A 20,688-nucleotide genomic window follows, 5' to 3' on the forward strand; every position below is an offset into this window, starting at 1 on the left:
CAATCTGTTCCCGACGCGCAACCCCCGGTAGTTGCGGGCTGGTCGCGATAAGTATGTGAATGTCGCAGATAGGTAAATGGGTGGGTCGCGCTATACGCAGAATCGCCAACATAAGGCCGACCATCGGCGGTGGAGAACAGCATGTCCAACAGCTTCCTGAATCCGGTAACCACCCAGACCTGGGCCAATGGCCGACACATCGTCCGTTGCGTCAAAGTCATCCAGGAAACCTGGGATGTGCGCACCTTCTGTTTTATGGCCGACCAGCCGATCCTGTTCTTCTTCAAACCGGGTCAGTTCGTCACCCTGGAGCTGGAAATCGAAGGCGTGCCGATCATGCGCTCCTACACCATTTCCAGCTCGCCGTCGGTGCCGTACAGCTTCTCGGTGACCATCAAACGCGTACCGGGCGGCAAGGTGTCGAACTGGCTGCATGACACCCTGCATGAAGGTCAGGAGCTGGCGGTGCACGGTCCGGTCGGGCTGTTCAACGCCATGGATTTCACCGCGCCGAAAGTGCTCTACCTCAGCGGCGGTGTCGGTATTACACCGGTGATGTCGATGACACGCTGGTTCTACGACACCAACGGCAACGTCGACATGGTGTTTATCCACAGCGCCCGTTCGCCGAAAGACATCATTTACCACCGCGAGCTGGAACACATGGCGTCGCGGATCGACAACTTCAGCCTGCACCTGATTTGCGAGAAGCATGGCCTGGGCGAGCCGTGGGCCGGTTATCGCGGTTACCTGAACCACAAGATGCTGGAACTGATGGCGCCGGACTTCCTTGAGCGCGAAGTGTTCTGCTGCGGCCCGACGCCGTACATGAACGCGGTCAAGCGCATGCTCGAAGCCGCCGGTTTTGACATGAAGCGGTATCACGAGGAATCCTTCGGCGCGACGCCACCGGAAGCCCGTGCCGATGCGGTGGAACAGGCCGAAATTGCAGCCGACGCGCCGGAAGTCGATTTGGCGGACCTGCATCAAGTCGAATTTATCTCGTCCGGCAAGAGTATTCGCGTGGCCCCAGGTGAAACCGTGCATGCGGCGGCGGCCAAGCTGGGCCTGCTTATTCCAAAGGCCTGCGGGATGGGAATCTGCGGCACGTGCAAGGTGATGAAGCTGGGAGGCGAGGTCGAAATGGACCACAACGGCGGGATCACCGAGGAAGACGAAGCCGAGGGATACATTCTTTCGTGCTGCAGCGTGCCGAAGGGTGATGTGCGCATCGAGTTTTAAACCTGTGGGAGCGAGCCTGCTCGCGATAGCGGTCTGTCAGTCAACATCTCTGTTGGATATGACGGCCTCATCGCGAGCAGGCTCGCTCCCACAAGGATTGGTGCTTCAGTCCACAAACAAGTCGGTCATCAGCTTGTCGTTGGTACCGGGTTCAAAGCGGTAGTGATCGAATTCGGTCACGCCATGCTCCCGCAGAATCTCTTCATCAATCAGCAACCGTCCGGTAATGCGGCGACCGCTGCTGTCCAGAATCACATGAGCAGCATCCGCCATGATTGCGGGCGTACGCGCATGCTTGAACGACTCCCGCGAGCCCAGCTGAAACTCGATGGCGGCGGTGGCGATCATGGTCTGCGGCCACAGTGAGTTGACGCTGATGCCGTAATGCTTGAATTCCTCGCTCATGCCCAGCGTGAGCATGCTCATGCCGTATTTGGTCACGGTGTACGGGGCGTATTGGGCGAACCACTGGGTCGCCAGGTTCAGTGGCGGTGACAGGTTGAGGATATGGCCGCTGCTCTTCTTCAGGTAGGGCAGGGCGGCCTGACTGCACAGCAACACGGCGCGGGTGTTGATCTGGTGCATCAGGTCAAAGCGTTTGAGCTCGACGTGTTGAACGCCGGTCAGCTTGATGGCGCCGGCGTTGTTGACCAGCGCATCGATGCCGCCGAAATGCTCATTGGCCTTGGCCAGTGCTTCACGCACCGCGACTTCATCGCGCACATCCACCTGCAAGGCCAGCGCCTTGCCGCCAACGGCTTCAACTTCCTTCGCGACGCTGAAAATCGTACCCGGCAACTTCGGATGCGGCTCGGCACTTTTGGCCGCAATCACAATGTTGGCCCCATCCCGTGCGGCTCGCAGCGCGATCTCGCGACCAATCCCGCGACTGGCGCCGGTGATGAACAGGGTTTTGCCTTGTAATGACATGCGTGCGCTCCTGATTATTGTTATCTGAGCGATTCAATGTAGACCAAGGCGTGTGGCGTGATCATGCAGTCATCGATGGCGCCAGAACAGACGCAGAGTCGCCTGGGTCGCTGGCAAGCCAGCACCTACAGGTTTTGTGTCGTCCAGAAGAGGGGTGTTTTGATGCGAAATTGTAGGAGTCGGCTTGCCGGCGATGGCGGTGTGTCGGGCATCCCGCGTCGAGGCGATCGCTGGCAAGCCAGCTCCTGCAGGTTTTGTGTCGTTAGCGGGACATCACTTCGCGGATATCCGCCGCCAACTCACGAACACGTTCTTCTTCGGTGTCCCACGAGCACATGAAGCGCGCGCCGCCGTTGCCGATGAAGGTGTAGAAGCGCCAGCCCTTGGCGGTCAGTGCGGCGATGGCCGGTTCCGAGAGTTGCAGGAACACGCCGTTGGCCTGCACCGGGAACATCAGTTCCACGCCCTGGATGTCGCTGACCAGCTGGGCGAGCAATTGCGCGCAATGGTTGGCGTGGCGGGCGTATTTGAGCCAGGCGTCGTTTTCCAGAATCCCGACCCACGGTGCCGAAAGGAAGCGCATTTTCGAGGCCAGTTGCCCGGCCTGTTTGCAGCGGTAGTCGAAGTCTTCGGCCAGTTTGTGGTTGAAGAACAGAATCGCCTCGCCGACGGCCATGCCGTTTTTCGTGCCGCCGAAGCACAGCACGTCGACACCGGCCTTCCAGGTCAGGTCGGCCGGCGTGCAGCCGAGGAACGCGCAAGCGTTGGAAAAGCGCGCGCCGTCCATGTGCAGGTTCAGGCCGAGTTCTTTACAGGTGGCGCTGATGGCGCGGATTTCTTCCGGGGTGTAGACGCTGCCGACTTCGGTGGCCTGGGTCAGGGTCACGACGCGCGGTTTCGGGTAGTGGATGTCCTGGCGCTTGAGGGCCACTTCGCGGATCGATTCCGGGGTCAGCTTGCCGTTCTCGGTGCGGGCGACCAGCAGTTTGGAGCCGTTGGAAAAGAATTCCGGGGCGCCGCATTCGTCGGTTTCGACGTGGGCGGTTTCCGAGCAGATCACGCTGTGGTAACTCTGGCACAGTGACGACAGGGCCAACGAGTTGGCGGCGGTGCCGTTGAAGGCGAAGAACACTTCGCAGTCGGTTTCGAACAGTTTGCGGAAATCATCGGACGCGCGAGCGGTCCATTCATCGTCGCCGTATGCGCGCTGGTGGCCGTGGTTGGCCTTTTCCATGGCAGCCCAGGCTTCAGGGCAGATACCGGAATAGTTGTCGCTGGCGAATTGTTGGCTCTTATCGGTCATGGCCCTGCTTTCCGTGGTCGAGACGCTTATGGTGAAGCGTCTCGTGGTCAATGATGGTGCGCACTTTACCGAAGATCATCCGGCGAGCACACGGGATGCGTCTGACAGAACAATACAAAGACGACGGGCAATTATGCACATGACGCAACGGGATGGGGCACTGGATCTGCTGAAGTGGCTGGCGCTGCTGAGTATGGTGCTCGATCACCTGCGATATGTCGGTTATTCCCTCGATTTTCTGTATGTGCCCGGGCGACTGGCATTCCCGTGGTTCTGTCTGGCGATGGCGGCGAACCTCGCGCGCTCACGGCAAGTAACGCATCAATGGCGCTATCTGGGCTGGTTGGTGCTGTTCAGTGTCATCAGCGAAATCCCTTACAGGATGTTCATTCCTGATCCCGACACTTTGAACGTGTTGCCGACGCTGGCGCTGGGGCTGTTGGTTGCGCGTGGCTGGCAGCAGCCAACGCTGCAATCGCGCCTGTTGGCTGTCGGCGCTCTAACGCTGGCGGCGCTGTTCCCGCAATGGCTGATGTTTGGTTTCTTCGGCGTTCTGTTGCCGCTGGCGATGTTGCTGGTGTTGAGGCGGCCTTGGTATTTCAGCCTGTTTCCGGGGCTGGTGTGCCTGGCCGCCAATCAATGGGAGGTGCTGTATCACGCCGCGCGGTTCGGTAGCGTTGCAGCCGTTCTCGGCATCGCCACTTGTCTGATCGCGCCATTGCTCGGGCTGTTCCTGTTGCGACATGCCCGGCATTTCCAGCCGCCGCCGATGCAGCGTTGGGCGTATGCCTTCTATCCGTTGCATTTCCTCCTGCTGCTAATCATCCGCCACATTGCCGCATAACCCTGTGGGAGCTGGCTTGCCTGCGATAGCGGTGGGTCAGCCGCCTTCACTGCTGAATGTGCCGCCACCATCGCTGGCAAGCCAGCTCCCACAGGGTTTCTCGCTGATTTGAGAACGGGGCTTGGCCTGTCATTTCCCGCCATGTCGTAAACGCACCTTTGCGTGGCGTCCGTAGGCATTTGACCTGTCTGCGCCGGTCATACCATCGCTATCAAAGGGCACTGCCGAAACGCCGTGCCTTACCGAGACGAATGGCGCACAGATGCCGCTGGGAGAGACGCGATGTTCAGCAAGCAAGACCAGATCAAGGGTTACGACGATGCACTGCTGGCGGCGATGAATGCCGAGGAGCAACGCCAGGAAGATCACATCGAGCTGATCGCGTCCGAAAACTACACCAGCAAACGCGTCATGGAAGCGCAGGGCAGCGGCCTGACCAACAAATACGCCGAAGGCTATCCGGGCAAGCGCTACTACGGTGGCTGCGAGCACGTCGACAAAGTTGAAGCGCTGGCCATCGAACGCGCCAAGCAACTGTTCGGCGCCGATTACGCGAACGTGCAGCCGCACTCCGGTTCTTCCGCGAACAGCGCCGTTTACCTGGCCTTGATCCAGGCGGGCGACACCATTCTGGGCATGAGCCTGGCCCACGGCGGTCACCTGACCCACGGTGCCAAGGTGTCGTCCTCGGGCAAGCTGTACAACGCCGTGCAGTACGGCATCGACACCAAGACCGGCTTGATCGACTACGACGAAGTCGAGCGTCTGGCCGTGGAATGCAAGCCGAAGATGATCGTTGCGGGCTTCTCGGCTTACTCCAAGACCCTCGATTTCCCGCGTTTCCGTCAGATCGCTGACAAGGTTGGCGCGCTGCTGTTCGTCGACATGGCTCACGTCGCCGGTCTGGTCGCTGCCGGCCTGTACCCGAACCCGCTGCCGTACGCCGATGTGGTCACCACCACCACCCACAAGACCCTGCGCGGTCCGCGTGGCGGCCTGATCCTGTGCAAGGCCAACGAAGAAATCGAGAAAAAACTCAACGCCGCCGTGTTCCCGGGTGCCCAGGGCGGTCCGCTGATGCATGTGATCGCCGGTAAGGCGGTGTGCTTCAAGGAAGCGCTGGAGCCAGGTTTCAAGGCTTACCAACAACAAGTGATCGACAACGCCCAGGCCATGGCCGGCGTATTTATCAAACGCGGCTACGATGTAGTGTCCGGCGGCACCGATAACCACCTGTTCCTGGTCAGCCTGATCCGTCAGGGCCTCACCGGCAAAGAGGCGGACGCAGCACTCGGTCGCGCCCACATCACCGTGAACAAGAACGCTGTCCCGAACGATCCACAGTCGCCGTTCGTGACCTCCGGCCTGCGCATCGGCACCCCGGCGGTGACCACGCGCGGCTTCAAGGTGACCCAGTGCGTCACGCTGGCCGGTTGGATCTGCGACATCCTCGACAACCTCGGCGACGCTGATGTCGAGGCCAATGTCGCGCAGCAAGTGTCGGCCCTGTGCGCGGACTTCCCGGTTTATCGCTGAGCGCGGTTTTGGAGTAAATGACTATGCAACGCTACTCGGGCTTCGGCCTCTTCAAACACTCCCTCAGCCATCACGAAAACTGGCAGAAAATGTGGCGCACGCCGACCCCTAAAAAGGTCTATGACGTGGTCATCGTCGGCGGTGGCGGGCATGGTCTCGCCACGGCTTACTACCTGGCCAAGGAACACGGCATCACCAACGTGGCCGTGGTCGAGAAAGGCTGGCTGGGCGGCGGTAACACCGCGCGCAACACCACCATCGTTCGCTCCAACTACCTGTGGGACGAATCGGCGCACCTGTACGAACACGCGATGAAATTGTGGGAAGGCCTGTCCCAGGACCTGAACTACAACGTGATGTTCTCCCAGCGCGGCGTTTACAACCTGTGCCACACCCTGCAGGACATTCGTGATTCCGAGCGTCGGGTCAGCGCCAACCGCCTCAACGGCGTGGACGGTGAACTGCTCGATGCCAAGCAAGTAGCCGACGAGATCCCGTACCTCGACTGCTCGAAGAACACTCGCTACCCGGTGATGGGCGCAACCGTTCAGCGTCGCGGCGGCGTGGCCCGTCACGATGCCGTGGCGTGGGGCTTTGCCCGTGCCGCCGACGCACTGGGCGTGGACCTGATCCAGCAGACCGAAGTGATCGGTTTCCGCAAGGAAAACGGCGTGTGCATCGGCGTTGAAACCAACAAGGGCTTCATCGGCGCCAAGCGCGTCGGCGTGGTCACTGCCGGTAACTCCGGGCACATGGCCAAGCTCGCCGGTTTCCGTCTGCCGATCGAATCGCACCCGCTGCAAGCGCTGGTGTCCGAGCCGATCAAACCGATTATCGACAGCGTGATCATGTCCAACGCCGTGCACGGCTACATCAGCCAGTCCGACAAGGGCGACCTGGTGATCGGCGCCGGTATCGACGGCTACAACGGCTACGGCCAGCGTGGTTCGTACCCGGTGATCGAGCACACCATCCAGGCCATCGTCGAGATGTTCCCGGTGTTGTCCCGCGTGCGCATGAACCGGCAGTGGGGCGGCATCGTCGACACCACGCCGGATGCCTGCCCGATCATCTCCAAAACCCCGGTCCCGAACATGTTCTTCAACTGCGGTTGGGGCACCGGTGGCTTCAAGGCAACACCTGGCTCGGGCAACGTGTTTGCCGCAAGCCTGGCCAAGGGCGAAATGCACCCATTGGCCGCACCTTTCTCCATCGACCGTTTCCACAACGGTGCGTTGATCGATGAACACGGCGCTGCTGCGGTTGCCCACTAACAGGAGAAATCCCCATGTTGCATATCTTCTGTCCTCACTGCGGCGAACTGCGCTCCGAAGAGGAATTCCACGCATCCGGCCAGGCGCACATCCCGCGCCCACTGGATCCGAACAGCTGCACCGACGAGGAGTGGGGCGACTACATGTTCTTCCGCGATAACCCTCGCGGTCTGCACCACGAACTCTGGGATCACGTTGCCGGTTGCCGTCAGTACTTCAACGTCACCCGCGACACCGTGACCTACGAGATTCTCGAGACCTACAAGATCGGCACCAAGCCACAATTCACCGACAAGACCGATAGCTCGAAAGCGGCTACGACGGCTCTGGGAGAGAAGGTATGAGCCAGATCAATCGCCTGTCCAACGGCGGACGGATCGACCGCAACAAAGTGCTGAGCTTCACCTTCAACGGCCAGGTCTACAAAGGCTTTGAAGGCGATTCCCTGGCCGCTGCACTGCTGGCCAACGGCGTCGACATCATCGGTCGCAGCTTCAAGTATTCCCGTCCGCGCGGCATCTTTGCCGCCGGTGCCGAAGAGCCGAACGCCGTGCTGCAGATCGGCGCGACCGAAGCTACGCAAATTCCGAACGTACGCGCCACGCAACAAGCGCTGTACCAAGGCCTGGTCGCCACCAGCACCAACGGCTGGCCAAGCGTGAACAACGACATGATGGGGATTCTCGGCAAGGTCGGCGGCAAGCTGATGCCGCCGGGCTTCTACTACAAAACCTTCATGTACCCGCAATCGTTCTGGATGACTTACGAGAAGTACATCCGTAAGGCTGCCGGCCTTGGCCGCTCGCCGACCGAGAACGATCCGGACACCTACGACTACATGAACCAGCACTGCGACGTGCTGATCGTCGGCGGTGGCCCGGCGGGCCTGGCTGCCGCATTGGCAGCAGCTCGCAGCGGCGCTCGCGTCATTCTGGCCGATGAGCAGGAAGAGTTCGGCGGCAGCCTGCTGGATTCCCGCGAAAGCCTTGACGGCAAGCCTGCCACCGAGTGGGTCGCCAGCGTCATTGCCGAACTGAAAGACACCCCGGACGTGCTGCTGTTGCCGCGCGCCACGGTCAACGGTTACCACGACCACAACTTCCTGACCATTCACGAGCGCCTGACCGATCACCTCGGCGACCGCGCCCCGATTGGCCAGGTGCGCCAGCGCATCCACCGGGTTCGCGCCAAACGCGTGGTCCTGGCGACCGGCGCTCACGAGCGTCCGCTGGTTTATGGCAACAACGACGTGCCGGGCAACATGCTTGCCGGTGCAGTCTCGACTTACGTTCGTCGTTACGGCGTGGCACCGGGCAAAAAGCTGGTGCTGTCGACCAACAATGATCACGCCTACCGCGTTGCCCTGGATTGGCTCGATGCCAGCCTGCAAGTGGTGGCCATCGCTGACGCCCGCAGCAATCCTCGCGGTGCGCTGGTGGAAGAAGCGCGTGCCAAAGGCATTCGCATCCTGACCGGCAGCGCCGTGATCGAGGCCCGTGGCAGCAAGCACGTGACCGCCGCTCGCGTCGCCGCGATCGATGTCAAAGCACACGCCGTGACCAGTCCTGGCGAATGGCTCGATTGCGATCTGATCGCCAGTTCTGGCGGGTACAGCCCGGTGGTTCACCTGGCTTCACACCTGGGTGGCAAGCCGATCTGGCGCGAAGACATCCTCGGTTTCGTACCGGGCGAAGCACCGCAGAAACGCGTGTGCGTCGGTGGCATCAACGGCGTCTACGGCCTCGGTGATTCGCTGGCCGATGGTTTTGAAGGTGGCGCTCGCGCCGCCAGCGAAGCCGGTTTCAGCGTGGTTGAAGGCACCCTGCCGAAAGCCCTGAGCCGTCTGGAAGAACCTACGTTGGCGCTGTTCCAGGTGCCGCACGAAAAGAACACCGCACGGGCACCGAAGCAATTCGTCGACCTGCAAAACGACGTCACCGCCGCCGCCATCGAACTGGCGACCCGCGAAGGCTTCGAGTCGGTCGAGCACGTCAAACGCTACACCGCGCTCGGTTTCGGCACTGACCAGGGCAAGCTCGGCAACGTCAACGGTCTGGCCATCGCCGCCCGTTCGTTGAACGTGACCATCCCGCAGATGGGCACCACCATGTTCCGTCCGAACTACACGCCGGTGACATTCGGTGCCGTGGCCGGCCGTCACTGCGGGCACATCTTCGAACCTGTCCGTTACACCGCGCTGCATCACTGGCACGTGAAGAATGGCGCCGAGTTCGAAGACGTCGGTCAGTGGAAGCGTCCATGGTACTTCCCGAAAAACGGGGAAGACATTCACACCGCCGTGAAACGCGAATGCAAAGCCGTGCGCGACAGCGTCGGCCTGCTGGACGCATCTACCCTCGGCAAGATCGACATTCAAGGCCCGGATGCGCGCGAGTTCCTCAACCGCATCTACACCAACGCCTGGACCAAGCTCGACGTGGGCAAGGCGCGTTACGGTCTGATGTGCAAAGAAGACGGCATGGTGTTCGACGACGGCGTTACCGCTTGCCTCGCCGACAACCACTTCGTCATGACCACCACCACTGGCGGCGCGGCACGCGTGCTGCAATGGCTGGAAATCTACTCCCAGACCGAATGGCCAGAGCTGAAGGTGTACTTCACTTCCGTGACGGATCACTGGGCAACCATGACCCTGTCCGGGCCGAACAGCCGCAAGCTGCTCAGCGAAGTCACCGACATCGACCTGAGCAACGAAGCCTTCCCGTTCATGACCTGGAAAGAAGGCCTGGTCGGCGGTGTGCCGGCGCGGGTGTTCCGGATTTCGTTTACCGGTGAGTTGTCGTACGAAGTCAACGTGCAAGCCGACTACGCCATGGGCGTGCTCGAGAAAATCGTCGAGGCCGGCAAGCAGTACAACCTGACGCCGTACGGCACCGAAACCATGCACATCCTGCGGGCGGAGAAGGGCTTCATCATCGTTGGTCAGGACACTGACAGCTCGATGACTCCGGATGACCTGAACATGGGCTGGTGTGTCGGTCGCACCAAACCGTTCTCGTGGATCGGCTGGCGTGGCATGAACCGCGAAGACTGCGTGCGTGATCAGCGCAAACAACTGGTGGGCCTCAAGCCGATCGATCCGACCAAATGGCTGCCGGAAGGTGCGCAACTGGTGTTCAACACCAAGCAGACGATTCCGATGACCATGGTCGGTCACGTCACCTCCAGCTACCTGCACAACTCCCTGGGCTATTCGTTTGCCATGGGCGTGGTCAAGGGCGGCTTGAAGCGGATCGGTGAGCGCGTGTTCGCACCGCTGGCCGATGGCAGCGTGATCGAGGCGGAAATCGTTTCTTCGGTGTTCTTCGATCCGAAAGGTGATCGCCAGAACGTTTAATGGCCTCGATACCTGTGGGTGGGCTACCAATCGCTAGCAGGCTAGCTCCCACAGGGGAACGCGGTTGAATGTGGGAGCTAGCCTGCTGGCGATGACGGCAGTGCAGCCACCACAGGAACCAACAGAATTCAGGAACAGGTGCTTTATGACCGTAGCCAATGTTTACCAACAACGCCCAACCACCGGGGCCAAGGCCGAGTCGTCGCTGCATCATGCCGACCTCGCCAGCCTGGTCGGCAAGGGCCGCAAAAACGCCGGCGTGATCGTGCGTGAGAAAAAACTCCTCGGCCACCTGACGATCCGTGGCGATGGCCATGATTCGGCGTTTTCCGCTGGCGTGCACAAGGCCCTGGGCATCGAATTGCCGGGCGCCCTGAGCGTCATCGTCAAAGGTGAAACCAGCCTGCAATGGGTCGGGCCTGATGAGTGGCTGCTGATCGTGCCGACCGGCGAAGAGTTCGCCGCCGAGCAAAAACTCCGTGAAGCGCTGGGCGACCTGCACATTCAGATCGTCAATGTCAGCGGTGGCCAGCAAGTCCTCGAACTGAGCGGCCCGAACGTGCGTCAGGTGCTGATGAAATCCACCAGCTACGACGTGCACCCGAACAGTTTTCCAGTGGGCAAGGCTGTCGGCACCGTGTTTGCCAAGTCGCAACTGGTGATCCGCCACACCGCCGAAGACACCTGGGAACTGGTGATTCGCCGCAGCTTCTCGGATTACTGGTGGTTGTGGTTGCAGGATGCGGCGGCCGAGTACGGGCTTAGCGTTCAGGCTTGAGATTTTTCGCCGGCAAGCCGGCTCCTACAGGGGCACCAAAACCCTTTAGGAGCCAGCTTGCCGGCGATCAACCGCGCAGCGGTTGCCCATAACAACAGGAGTCACCGCACTATGAGCCGCGCCCCAGACACATGGATTCTGACCGCCGACTGCCCCAGCGTTCTCGGCACCGTGGACGCGGTGACCCGCTTTCTGTTCGAGCAGGGCTGCTACGTTACCGAGCACCATTCGTTCGATGACCGTCTCTCGGGTCGTTTCTTCATTCGCGTGGAATTCCGTCAGCCTGACGGCTTCGACGAACAAGCCTTCCGCGCAGGGCTGGAAGAGCGTGGCCAGGCCTTTGGCATGATCTTCGAACTGACCCCGCCGAACTACCGGCCGAAAGTGGTGATCATGGTCTCCAAGGCCGATCACTGCCTCAACGATTTGCTTTACCGCCAACGCATCGGCCAGTTGTCGATGGACGTCGCTGCCGTGGTCTCCAACCACCCGGACCTCAAGCCGTTGGCCGACTGGCATCAGATTCCGTATTACCACTTCCCGCTCGACCCGAACGACAAGCCATCGCAAGAGCGTCAGGTGTTGCAGGTGATCGAAGAGTCCGGTGCCGAACTGGTGATCCTTGCGCGCTACATGCAGGTTTTGTCGCCGGAGCTGTGCCGCAAACTCGATGGCAAGGCGATCAACATCCATCACTCCCTGTTGCCCGGTTTCAAAGGCGCCAAGCCGTATCACCAGGCCTATAACAAAGGCGTGAAGCTGGTCGGCGCCACGGCGCACTACATCAACAACGACCTGGACGAAGGACCGATCATCGCTCAGGGCGTAGAGGTCGTGGACCACAGTCACTACCCGGAAGACCTGATCGCCAAGGGGCGGGATATCGAGGGGCTGACGTTGGCCCGGGCGGTTGGGTATCACATTGAACGACGCGTGTTTTTGAACGCCAATCGCACCGTCGTTCTTTAAATTGCCATCGCTAGCAGGCTAGCTCCCACAGGGTTTTGGGTTGTCCAAAAATCCTGTGCTCACCCGAATCATTGTGGGAGCTAGCCTGCTAGCGATCAGGCCATTACAAGCAACACATAAACAGCATCTGTACCCGAGCAATCAACGCGCCGCCGATCCATGGCGACGCGACCGCTACATAAAAACAACAGCGAGGTGAAAGCATGTCTGGCAATCGTGGTGTGGTGTATCTCGGCAATGGCAAAGTCGAAATACAGAAAATCGACTATCCGAAAATGCAGGACCCGCGTGGCAGGAAGATCAATCACGCTGTCATTCTGCGCGTGGTTTCCACCAACATCTGTGGTTCTGACCAGCACATGGTGCGCGGTCGTACCACCGCTCAAACCGGTCTGGTATTGGGTCACGAGATCACCGGTGAAGTGATCGAGAAGGGCAGCGACGTCGAGAACCTGCAAATCGGCGACCTGGTGTCCGTGCCGTTCAACGTGGCGTGCGGGCGCTGCCGTTCCTGCAAGGAAATGCACACCGGCGTCTGCCTCAGCGTGAACCCGGCGCGTCCGGGCGGTGCTTACGGTTATGTCGACATGGGCGACTGGACTGGCGGCCAGGCCGAGTACGCGATGGTGCCGTACGCTGACTTCAACCTGCTGAAACTGCCTGATCGCGATCGCGCGATGGAAAAAATCCGCGACCTGACTTGCCTCTCCGACATCCTGCCAACCGGTTACCACGGCGCAGTGACGGCCGGCGTTGGCCCTGGCAGCACCGTGTACATCGCCGGCGCCGGCCCGGTCGGTCTGGCCGCTGCCGCTTCCGCTCGCCTGTTGGGCGCAGCCGTGGTGATCATCGGTGATGTCAACACCGTTCGACTGGCACACGCCAAGGCGCAGGGCTTCGAAATCGCCGACCTTTCGCTGGACACCCCGCTGCACGAACAGATCGCCGCACTGCTGGGTGAACCAGAAGTGGATTGCGCCGTCGACGCCGTAGGCTTCGAAGCACGCGGTCACGGCCATGACGGCGTGAAACACGAGGCTCCGGCCACCGTGCTCAACTCGCTGATGGGCGTAGTTCGTGTTGCCGGCAAAATCGGTATCCCAGGCCTCTACGTGACTGAAGATCCGGGTGCAGTCGATGCAGCCGCGAAAATGGGCAGCCTGAGCATCCGCTTCGGTCTGGGCTGGGCCAAATCCCACAGCTTCCACACCGGCCAGACCCCGGTGATGAAGTACAACCGTCAGCTGATGCAGGCGATCATGTGGGATCGCATTCACATTGCTGACATCGTGGGCGTGGAGGTTATTAGCCTTGATGATGCGCCACGTGGGTATGGCGAGTTCGATGCGGGCGTACCGAAGAAGTTTGTGATTGATCCGCATAAGTTGTTTAGTGCGGCGTAAGTAGTTTGGAGCAAAAAAAGGGTGGCTTAATGCCGCCCTTTTTATTTCTGATACCTGAGGGGGACGTGTGGAGCGTTACCACTGAGGGGCTGGCTTGCATGGGCCGAACTCTCCGAAGAGTGGTTAGGTTGCGGATATCACTGTGCGCCAGTCGGAGAACGCCAGCTACTATCAGAGCTGATAGGGGCGCGATGCTCGGCCTTTCAAGATCTGTAGCGACGCCAGCGAAATCGGCTTGCCGACCAGCGCACTTTAAAAATCAATTTCAGTGGGACGTCAACTTCGAATACTTTTGCCTGGCTCGACTAAAATTGTGAGGAGTTTTTTATTAAGGATGTAAGTGTTTTGAAGTGTGATTTGAGATTGACGATCTAATGCTTCGTTGTACCGTGTTCGACTGACTTCTTTTAATGTTGGGCCGCTGCTGTTTGAGTCGTAGCTGATTTCAGCTTGAAATTTTTCGATGGTTTCTTTTGGGTTTGATTGATAAATGTCCAGTTTGTTTTTTGAAGTGGTCAGGAGTTGAACTTCTTTGCCGTTATATTTCAGTAGTTTTGCGTGATTTAGCGCGTTGTCTGCACTGGTTAATATCCTTTTTGTGCTGGGTTGGTTGCGGTTTACGCTTTCAATCAATTCTTGACTCATGTTTTTGGGTGTCAGGTAGTTTGGTAAGTTCCAGGTATTTGGCTGCCTGCTGGTTTTGAAATAAGGCTTGGCCGATGATGCGAGTGTAGTCAGAGCAGAGAGTAAGCTATGACCGCTGGGGTCCTGAAAATTAACGGCATCTCCAGAACAATATGCATACGCATTTAACCCGCCACTTCCAAACGGACTCCATCTGTCCGGACTGTTAAACCGCATCAACACCGGGTTGAACGCTCGATAACCATTACCCAACAAATAGTGTCCGGTCATCGGATCAGCTCGCTCGCCGTTAAAGCCAAGCAGGCTGAGCAAACCGTTACCCAGCGGTCGATGGCCATAGGGTGCATAGGCCAGTGGACAAGGCGGATTCGCATTAAGCAGGCTCAGCACCGAACGCTGTCGATCGGTCGCGAGCAAACGGGTTTCCACGGTGCCGCTCTGGCGCTGTTGCTGCGCGAGCAGTTGATCATCGTGTTGCATGATCGAACGCTGCTCTGTGCCTTGAATCTCGGTGGCCAGGCGACCGTTAAGGTAAAAGCGCCGAGTGGTGGCTTGTGCGAAGGGCGCACAATCGATCAGCCGATCCAGTGGGTCGTAGTGGTAGTGGCAGAGAAGTGTTTCCCGGTTGGGCCGCATGGGCAGGGCTCCCTATAAGGTCTGCTGATTCCGGTTTCACTGTGGCGCAATCGGACATGGCTGCCTACTGGCAGAACGGATAGGGTCGCTGGTAAAAATCGTCATTTTTATGGGTATTCAAAAAGGAGCCTCGGATGCCTTGGGAAGCACAATATTTTTTCGCTCTCCGTGCGCCCTTATTGAAATTGCTTTAAAGATTGGTTCGCGAAGTAAAATTTCCATTTCTCCTAGCGTTCTATAATTCAATCCTCCTTCTCCCATAGTTGCAAAGCGGTAATCTACTCCTGGGCGCATTGATTCAAAGTTTGTAACATGGACATCAAATAGTTGAGGTCTGCTGCCGGGAATATAACTGGCCGCAGCTTCTGAGAAGTCAATTGCTGTTTGTAGTGTGGGAGATGCGTAGAACCCTCTTCCGCTACTCAATCCGCTAGCAGTGTTCATGTGCCTTGAGTTTATTCCAGCGAGTAAGCTGGCGGCACTATTATCTGTCGAACCGTGGTATCCAATGAAGGATGTATCAAGAGGGAGGGGGGGTGAATTTCTTGGATAAATGTCTATAGACGATTTTGATAGATTTTTAGTTGTGGTTGATGGGAGATGGGTTGCAAGTTGATTTTTAACTTTAGAACTGTTGTTGGTTGTAATTATTTTAGATAAATTCTGCCTGATCAATGCCCAGCCACTCGCATGCCCGTAGGGGTCTGAAAGATTCACTGAATCCCCCTTGCAATACGCATACGCATTCAGGCCACCTTCCCCAAACGGACTCCAACTGTCCGGACTGTTAAACCGCATCAATACCGGGTTGAACGCTCGATAACCATTCCCCAACAAATACCACCCCGTTACCGGATCAGGCCGCTCGCCGTTAAAGCCAAGCAGGCTGACCAAACCGTTACCCAGCGGTCGATGGCCATAGGGTGCATAGGCCAGTGGACAAGGCGGATTCGCATTAAGCAGGCTCAGCACCGAACGCTGTCGATCGGTCGCGAGCAAACGGGTTTCCACGGTGCCGCTCTGGCGCTGTTGCTGCGCGAGCAGTTGATCATCGTGTTGCATGATCGAACGCTGCACCGAACCTTGAATCTCGGTGGCCAACCGATCGTTGAGATAGTAACGCTGGGCGCTCGCTTGCTCCGACGGAGCAATAGCAGCCAGCCGATCGAGTGGATCGTATCGGTAATGGCAGAGCAGCATTTGACGATTGGACTGCATGGGCCGGGCTCCCTGAAAAGTCCTTGGTTTCAGGATTGCACTGTGGGGGAATCGGGCAAGGTTGGCTACTATCAGAACTGATAGGGCCGCCGGACAGTCGCGGTGTCGAATTTGTTTCAGAGCACCGCCAACGCCCATTGATACAGCACCGGCCCAGTCGGCAAGCCGCCGTGCCATTCATCGCGCGGCATCCGGTCTTTCACGTTTTATCTACGTGAGCGAGATAAAAATGGCTGCACGCCTGAGGAACATGCCGGCAGAAGCCGAGTCAAAACGGCAGATTTTTCCGCCCATTGCTGGGCGGTTTTCATGGCACAAGAGGATGTCTGGATGAGGATTTCACGCGGTTTTGCACTGGCATCGCTCATGACCCTGGCGGCCAGCCCGGTCTTTGCCCAGTTCAACCTGAGCGATGCGGCCAATGCCATCTCGGGCATGAAGGGCGATAACGCCGCCACAGCGGCTGCGCCGACGTCGCAGACTGCCGGTTTGCTGGGTGTGCTCAGCCAGTTGAACGTGACACCACAACAAGCCGTTGGCGGCACCGGCGCGATGCTCGGTCTGGCGAAGAATCAATTGAGTTCGACCGACTATTCGGAACTGGCCAAAAACGTACCGGGCATCGACGCGCTGTCTGGCGGGGGAGAGCTGGGTGCCCTCGCCGGTTTGCTCGGTTCATCCGGCAAGGCGGCTGGTCTGGACAACGCCTTGGGTAACGTCAAGGACACCAACGACCTGAACAATGCGTTCAGCGCGTTGGGCATGGACAGCGGCATGATCGGTCAGTTTGCCCCGCTGATTCTGCAATACCTCGGTCAGCAGGGCGTCGGCGGTTCGCTGCTGCAGAACCTGGGCGGAATCTGGGGCGCCGGCAGCTGATTCAGCGGCGCTCGGCGCGCAAGGCGTCGATGCGTCGGTCCTTCTCGATCCAGAGCTGATTGACCCAGTTCTGGACCGTTTCGCGAAACACCGGATCGTTCTCGTAATCGCCCTGCCACAACGCGGGGTCGAGTTCGCGGGTGTTGATGTCGATGATGACCCTCGGCACGTTGCCGCTGATCAAATCCCAAAAACCCGGAATCTTCTGCTGCGGATACACCACCGTCACATCGAGAATGGCGTCCAGCTGTTCACCCAACGCCGCCAGCACAAACGCCACGCCGCCGGCCTTGGGCTTGAGCAAATGGGTGAACGGTGATTGCTGCTGAGTGCTTTTCGCCGCCGTGAACCGGGTGCCTTCCAGGTAATTGACCACCGTCACTGGCTGGCGCTTGAACAGTTCGCACGCGGCTTTGGTGATTTCCAGATCCTTGCCGGCAAGCGTCGGGTTCTTCGCCAGAAACGCTTTGGTGTAGCGCTTCATGAACGGGTAATCCAGCGCCCACCATGCCAAACCGAGGAAAGGCACCCAGATCAGTTCTTTCTTGAGAAAGAATTTGAAGAACGGCGTGCGCCGGTTGAGGGTATGGATCAACGCCGGGATATCCACCCACGACTGATGGTTGCTGATCACCAGATAGGAGGTGTCAACCCGCAGGTCAGCGCCGCCGCGAATGTCCCATTGCGTGGGGATGCACAGGCGGAAGATCAGCTTGTCGATTTCGGCCCAGGTCTCGGCGATCCACATCACCGCATTTGATGCGTAATCGCGCAAGCGACCGGGCAGGACCAGTTTGAGCAGGGCAAACACCATTAGCGGCCCGAACAGAACCAGGGTATTGAGCAACAGCAGCAGGGTAACGAAACAGCCGGTGAGCAGGCGGCGCATAAGTAACTCTTGAAAGCGTTTGGGCGCGCCATGATAAGCAGCTTCGGGCGACAGGCCAAATCGGTGGTGACGAATGTTTCACCTTTGTCTCGGTATATTTCGAGGCCATTCAGATCAAATTGCTCCAGTGACTGTTCTGGCCTCTTCGCGGGCAAGCCACGCTCCCACAGGGTTTTGTATCGCTCACAGAATTGCGATGCGACACAAAACCCTGTGGGAGCGGGCTTGCCCGCGATGCAATCTCAAGAACGAACGAATGGCTCACTGACGGTCTAAAATTCCGCTGCCCCTCTCCCAAGGACATCCATCACGTGAAATCCCTCCTCGCATTGCTTTCCCTCGTGGCCCTGCCGGTCCTGGCCGCCGAGCCGACCCTGTACGGGCGCTACGAATACATCGCGCTACCGGAAATTGGCGGCGAAGTCCTCAAGGCCAAAATGGACACCGGCGCCCTGACCGCATCGCTGTCGGCCAAGGACATCGAAACGTTCACCCGCGACGGCGATGAATGGGTGCGTTTCCGCCTCGCTACCAAAGATGCGAGCAACAAGGTCTACGAGCACAAGGTCGCGCGGATCAGCAAGATCAAGACCCGCTCCGAAGAAGACGAGGATGAAGATGCCGCGGCGCCCACCAAGCGTCCGGTGGTCGATCTGGAGTTGTGCCTGGGCAACGTCAAGCGCACGGTCGAGGTCAACCTGACCGACCGCAGCAGCTTTAACTACCCTTTGTTGATCGGCGCCAAAGCCTTGCGTGAATTCGGCGCTGCGGTGAATCCGGCTCGGCGGTTTACGGCAGATAAACCTGATTGCTGATTGGGTGTTGTTACTGCCTGAGCAGAGCGTGAAATGTCGCATGCCGAGCGGACTGAATGGTGTCACCTGGCGCCTTTGCGGATAACTGCCGAGAGATAAGCACTCTTCAGAAACCCGCTACCTCTGACGGTGATGACCCTTACATCAAAGTGGGGATCTCGTGCCGCATGTTCGTAAGAGGGCGGCATTTCTCTTGGCGTGTTAGGCGTTCGAGTGAGTGAATTTGAACGATAGATCGGTGGTGGTGAGTCAGGACGCGGAAAGTAGGACGGCGGAAAGCTGGCGCGATCAACCCCCTCATCTGTTTTGACTGACACGCGCGATGTGGAAGTATGCGTGGCGGCTATGGGTGTATTTACCTCTGGATTCGCCAAAGGATTGCGATTACCAGGTCGCATACCTTGGGCGGGGGACGGCAGTGAAGGGTTACCCGCAGATATCTGGAGGGTAGTTTCAGCCCTTGGGGAGCTGAGAATAGGTTCGACAGTTGATGGTCGTCTGAGCGATCTAAGAAAATTTCTGATAGCGAGAAAAAACTGTGAAGCATGGCCTGATGGATCCACACAGTCGATTGGATCACCGCCGCAATACCCATACGAATTCACCCCACCCGCCCCAAACGGACTCCAACTGTCCGGGCTGTTAAACCGCATCAACGCCGGGTTGAACTGCCGATACCCCTTGCCTAAATGATAATGCCCGGTCAGCGGGTCCGGCAGTTCGCCGTTAAACCCGAGCAAACTCAGCAAGCCGTTTTCCCGTGGGCGATAACCGTAGGGTGAATAGGCGATGGCGTGAGATCGATCCGCATCGAGGGCGTTCAGCACCGAGTGGTGTTGATCGGTTGCCAGCAGAGTGGTTTTGCGTGAATGCGTAGGCATGGGCTGAGTTCCGTGCAAGGTCCATAAAACCGGTCTCCAGCATCGGAGCTTTTTCAGTGTTTGCCTACTATCAGAACTACTAGGTCTGGTCCGACATATCTGGCTGTCGAATGCGTCGACTCCACAAAGTCGACCGCTTTGGCAGTACAATATCTTTTACTCTTCGCCATCCGTTAGGCGGGGTTGGCACAAGCCTTTCTATTTCGTGGACTGCCGGTGGTTGATCCGAGAAAGTAACTTTTTGGGATCGCTCAAGTAGAGTGGAGGGTGGTGTGTTTGAGACATGCTCCATCACTTCATAAGAATATTTCTGACGAGCGTTAATGGTTTTTTTAAATTCAGGCGGGGTTAACGTCATCGACATGTTTTTTGAAAACTCTGGATTGTTTGACACAGCCGCGCTATGAATTCGGCGATATTTGTCTGCTTCCAATTGCGTCGTATATATGTTTCTTGGTGTTTCTCCTGATGTAAATATTTCGTGTATGTTTTTTAGCGAGTTCGTCTGAGCTGTCGCTAGATGTTTTTGTTGCGTCTGCTTGATGATGGCAGGATCCATGAGTCCCACCTTTCTCAGAATAGGCTTCAGAAACTCCAGAGTGTGCCCTGTCGAATCAGCCGTATTTACAGGATTCCCTACACAGTAAGCATAAGCATTAAACCCACCCTCCCCAAACGGACTCCAACTGTCCGGGCTGTTAAACCGCATCAACACCGGATTGAACTGCCGGTACCCTTTGCCCAAATGATAATGCCCGGTCAGCGAGTCCGGCAGTTCGCCGTTAAACCCGAGCAAACTGAGCAAGCCGTTTTCCGGTGGGCGATAACCGTAGGGTGAATAGGCGATGGCGTGAGATTGACCCGCATCGAGGGCGCTCAGCACCGAGTGTTGTTGATCGGTTGCCAGCAGAGTGGTTTTGCGTGAATGCGTAGGCATGGGCGGAGCTCCGTGCAAGGTCCATAAAACCGGTCTCCAGCATCGGAGCTTTTTCAGTGTTTGCCTACTATCAGAACTGCTAGGCCCGGATCGACAAACCCGACTGCCGATTGACGTCGAATCAACCTTGGTTCACCGTTCGCCCACTTAA

At 58.3% G+C, this 20,688-nt stretch carries 18 protein-coding genes; 11 read left to right on the forward strand and 7 right to left on the reverse strand.

Going from position 1 to position 20,688, the window contains the following annotated elements; genetic code table 11:
- The first annotated feature begins 141 nt into the window (after positions 1-141).
- Positions 142-1,242, forward strand: coding sequence for a glycine-betaine demethylase subunit GbcB (gene gbcB, locus F8N43_RS15335; RefSeq protein WP_150634427.1), 1,101 nt, complete (start codon positions 142-144; stop codon positions 1,240-1,242).
- Between the two features lie 105 nt (positions 1,243-1,347).
- On the opposite strand, the gene F8N43_RS15340 is transcribed toward gbcB, so the two are convergent.
- On the reverse strand, positions 1,348-2,172 hold the full coding sequence (locus F8N43_RS15340; RefSeq protein ID WP_150653990.1) for an SDR family oxidoreductase: 825 nt from the start codon (positions 2,170-2,172) through the stop codon (positions 1,348-1,350).
- Between the two features lie 262 nt (positions 2,173-2,434).
- Complete coding sequence (locus F8N43_RS15345; RefSeq protein ID WP_150653991.1) at positions 2,435-3,475, reverse strand: low specificity L-threonine aldolase; 1,041 nt, start codon at positions 3,473-3,475, stop codon at positions 2,435-2,437.
- 133 nt (positions 3,476-3,608) lie between these two features.
- On the opposite strand from F8N43_RS15345, the gene F8N43_RS15350 reads away from it, so the two are divergent.
- The 8 genes from F8N43_RS15350 to fdhA all read left to right on the forward strand — a co-directional run bounded on the left by F8N43_RS15350 (position 3,609) and on the right by fdhA (position 13,637).
- A complete protein-coding gene (locus F8N43_RS15350) occupies positions 3,609-4,319 on the forward strand; it encodes a TraX family protein (protein WP_150634430.1) in 711 nt (236 codons plus the stop codon).
- Positions 4,320-4,601: 282 nt separating this feature from the next.
- The gene (gene glyA / locus F8N43_RS15355) at positions 4,602-5,855 is read left to right on the forward strand and encodes a serine hydroxymethyltransferase (protein ID WP_150634431.1); all 1,254 of its coding nucleotides are present in this window, start codon (positions 4,602-4,604) and stop codon (positions 5,853-5,855) included.
- Between the two features lie 23 nt (positions 5,856-5,878).
- Positions 5,879-7,129: a sarcosine oxidase subunit beta gene (locus F8N43_RS15360; protein ID WP_007947735.1), complete on the forward strand. Its 1,251-nt coding sequence runs from the start codon at positions 5,879-5,881 to the stop codon at positions 7,127-7,129.
- Between the two features lie 14 nt (positions 7,130-7,143).
- Complete coding sequence (locus F8N43_RS15365) at positions 7,144-7,473, forward strand: sarcosine oxidase subunit delta (protein ID WP_150634432.1); 330 nt, start codon at positions 7,144-7,146, stop codon at positions 7,471-7,473.
- Positions 7,470-10,487, forward strand: a complete 3,018-nt coding sequence (locus F8N43_RS15370) for a sarcosine oxidase subunit alpha (protein WP_150634433.1) — start codon at positions 7,470-7,472, stop codon at positions 10,485-10,487. The genes F8N43_RS15365 and F8N43_RS15370 overlap by 4 nt, the downstream gene beginning before the upstream one ends.
- A gap of 145 nt (positions 10,488-10,632) precedes the next feature.
- A complete protein-coding gene (locus F8N43_RS15375; RefSeq protein ID WP_150634434.1) occupies positions 10,633-11,265 on the forward strand; it encodes a sarcosine oxidase subunit gamma in 633 nt (210 codons plus the stop codon).
- A 111-nt stretch (positions 11,266-11,376) separates the two neighbouring features.
- Positions 11,377-12,234 (forward strand): formyltetrahydrofolate deformylase, encoded by an 858-nt coding sequence (gene purU, locus F8N43_RS15380; RefSeq protein ID WP_123513155.1) that lies wholly within the window; start codon positions 11,377-11,379, stop codon positions 12,232-12,234.
- 203 nt (positions 12,235-12,437) lie between these two features.
- Positions 12,438-13,637, forward strand: coding sequence for a formaldehyde dehydrogenase, glutathione-independent (fdhA, locus tag F8N43_RS15385; RefSeq protein ID WP_007947729.1), 1,200 nt, complete (start codon positions 12,438-12,440; stop codon positions 13,635-13,637).
- 276 nt (positions 13,638-13,913) lie between these two features.
- Here fdhA and F8N43_RS15390 read toward each other — a convergent pair whose 3' ends face one another.
- Positions 13,914-14,918, reverse strand: a complete 1,005-nt coding sequence (locus F8N43_RS15390; protein WP_150653992.1) for an RHS repeat-associated core domain-containing protein — start codon at positions 14,916-14,918, stop codon at positions 13,914-13,916.
- 117 nt (positions 14,919-15,035) lie between these two features.
- Positions 15,036-16,136, reverse strand: coding sequence for an RHS repeat-associated core domain-containing protein (locus tag F8N43_RS15395; protein WP_150653993.1), 1,101 nt, complete (start codon positions 16,134-16,136; stop codon positions 15,036-15,038).
- 330 nt (positions 16,137-16,466) lie between these two features.
- Between F8N43_RS15395 and F8N43_RS15400 the strand changes: the two genes are divergently transcribed.
- Positions 16,467-17,015 carry a DUF2780 domain-containing protein gene (locus F8N43_RS15400; protein ID WP_150634803.1) on the forward strand — a complete coding sequence of 183 codons (549 nt, stop codon included), beginning with the start codon at positions 16,467-16,469 and terminating at the stop codon, positions 17,013-17,015.
- 1 nt (position 17,016) lies between these two features.
- Here F8N43_RS15400 and F8N43_RS15405 read toward each other — a convergent pair whose 3' ends face one another.
- Positions 17,017-17,904 carry an acyltransferase gene (locus F8N43_RS15405; RefSeq protein WP_150634802.1) on the reverse strand — a complete coding sequence of 296 codons (888 nt, stop codon included), beginning with the start codon at positions 17,902-17,904 and terminating at the stop codon, positions 17,017-17,019.
- 311 nt (positions 17,905-18,215) lie between these two features.
- Here F8N43_RS15405 and F8N43_RS15410 point away from each other — a divergent pair, with 311 nt between their 5' ends.
- Positions 18,216-18,719: an ATP-dependent zinc protease gene (locus tag F8N43_RS15410; protein WP_017341175.1), complete on the forward strand. Its 504-nt coding sequence runs from the start codon at positions 18,216-18,218 to the stop codon at positions 18,717-18,719.
- Positions 18,720-18,781: 62 nt separating this feature from the next.
- On the opposite strand, the gene F8N43_RS15415 is transcribed toward F8N43_RS15410, so the two are convergent.
- Together F8N43_RS15415 and F8N43_RS15420 are read right to left on the reverse strand one after the other, a co-directional pair.
- The gene (locus F8N43_RS15415; RefSeq protein WP_150639104.1) at positions 18,782-19,600 is read right to left on the reverse strand and encodes an RHS repeat-associated core domain-containing protein; all 819 of its coding nucleotides are present in this window, start codon (positions 19,598-19,600) and stop codon (positions 18,782-18,784) included.
- A 79-nt stretch (positions 19,601-19,679) separates the two neighbouring features.
- A complete protein-coding gene (locus tag F8N43_RS15420; RefSeq protein WP_150634791.1) occupies positions 19,680-20,537 on the reverse strand; it encodes an RHS repeat-associated core domain-containing protein in 858 nt (285 codons plus the stop codon).
- Positions 20,538-20,688 lie beyond the last annotated feature (151 nt).

Source organism: Pseudomonas fluorescens (assembly GCF_902498065.1).
In the GTDB taxonomy this organism is placed as follows: Bacteria; Pseudomonadota; Gammaproteobacteria; order Pseudomonadales; family Pseudomonadaceae; genus Aquipseudomonas; species Aquipseudomonas fluorescens_BJ.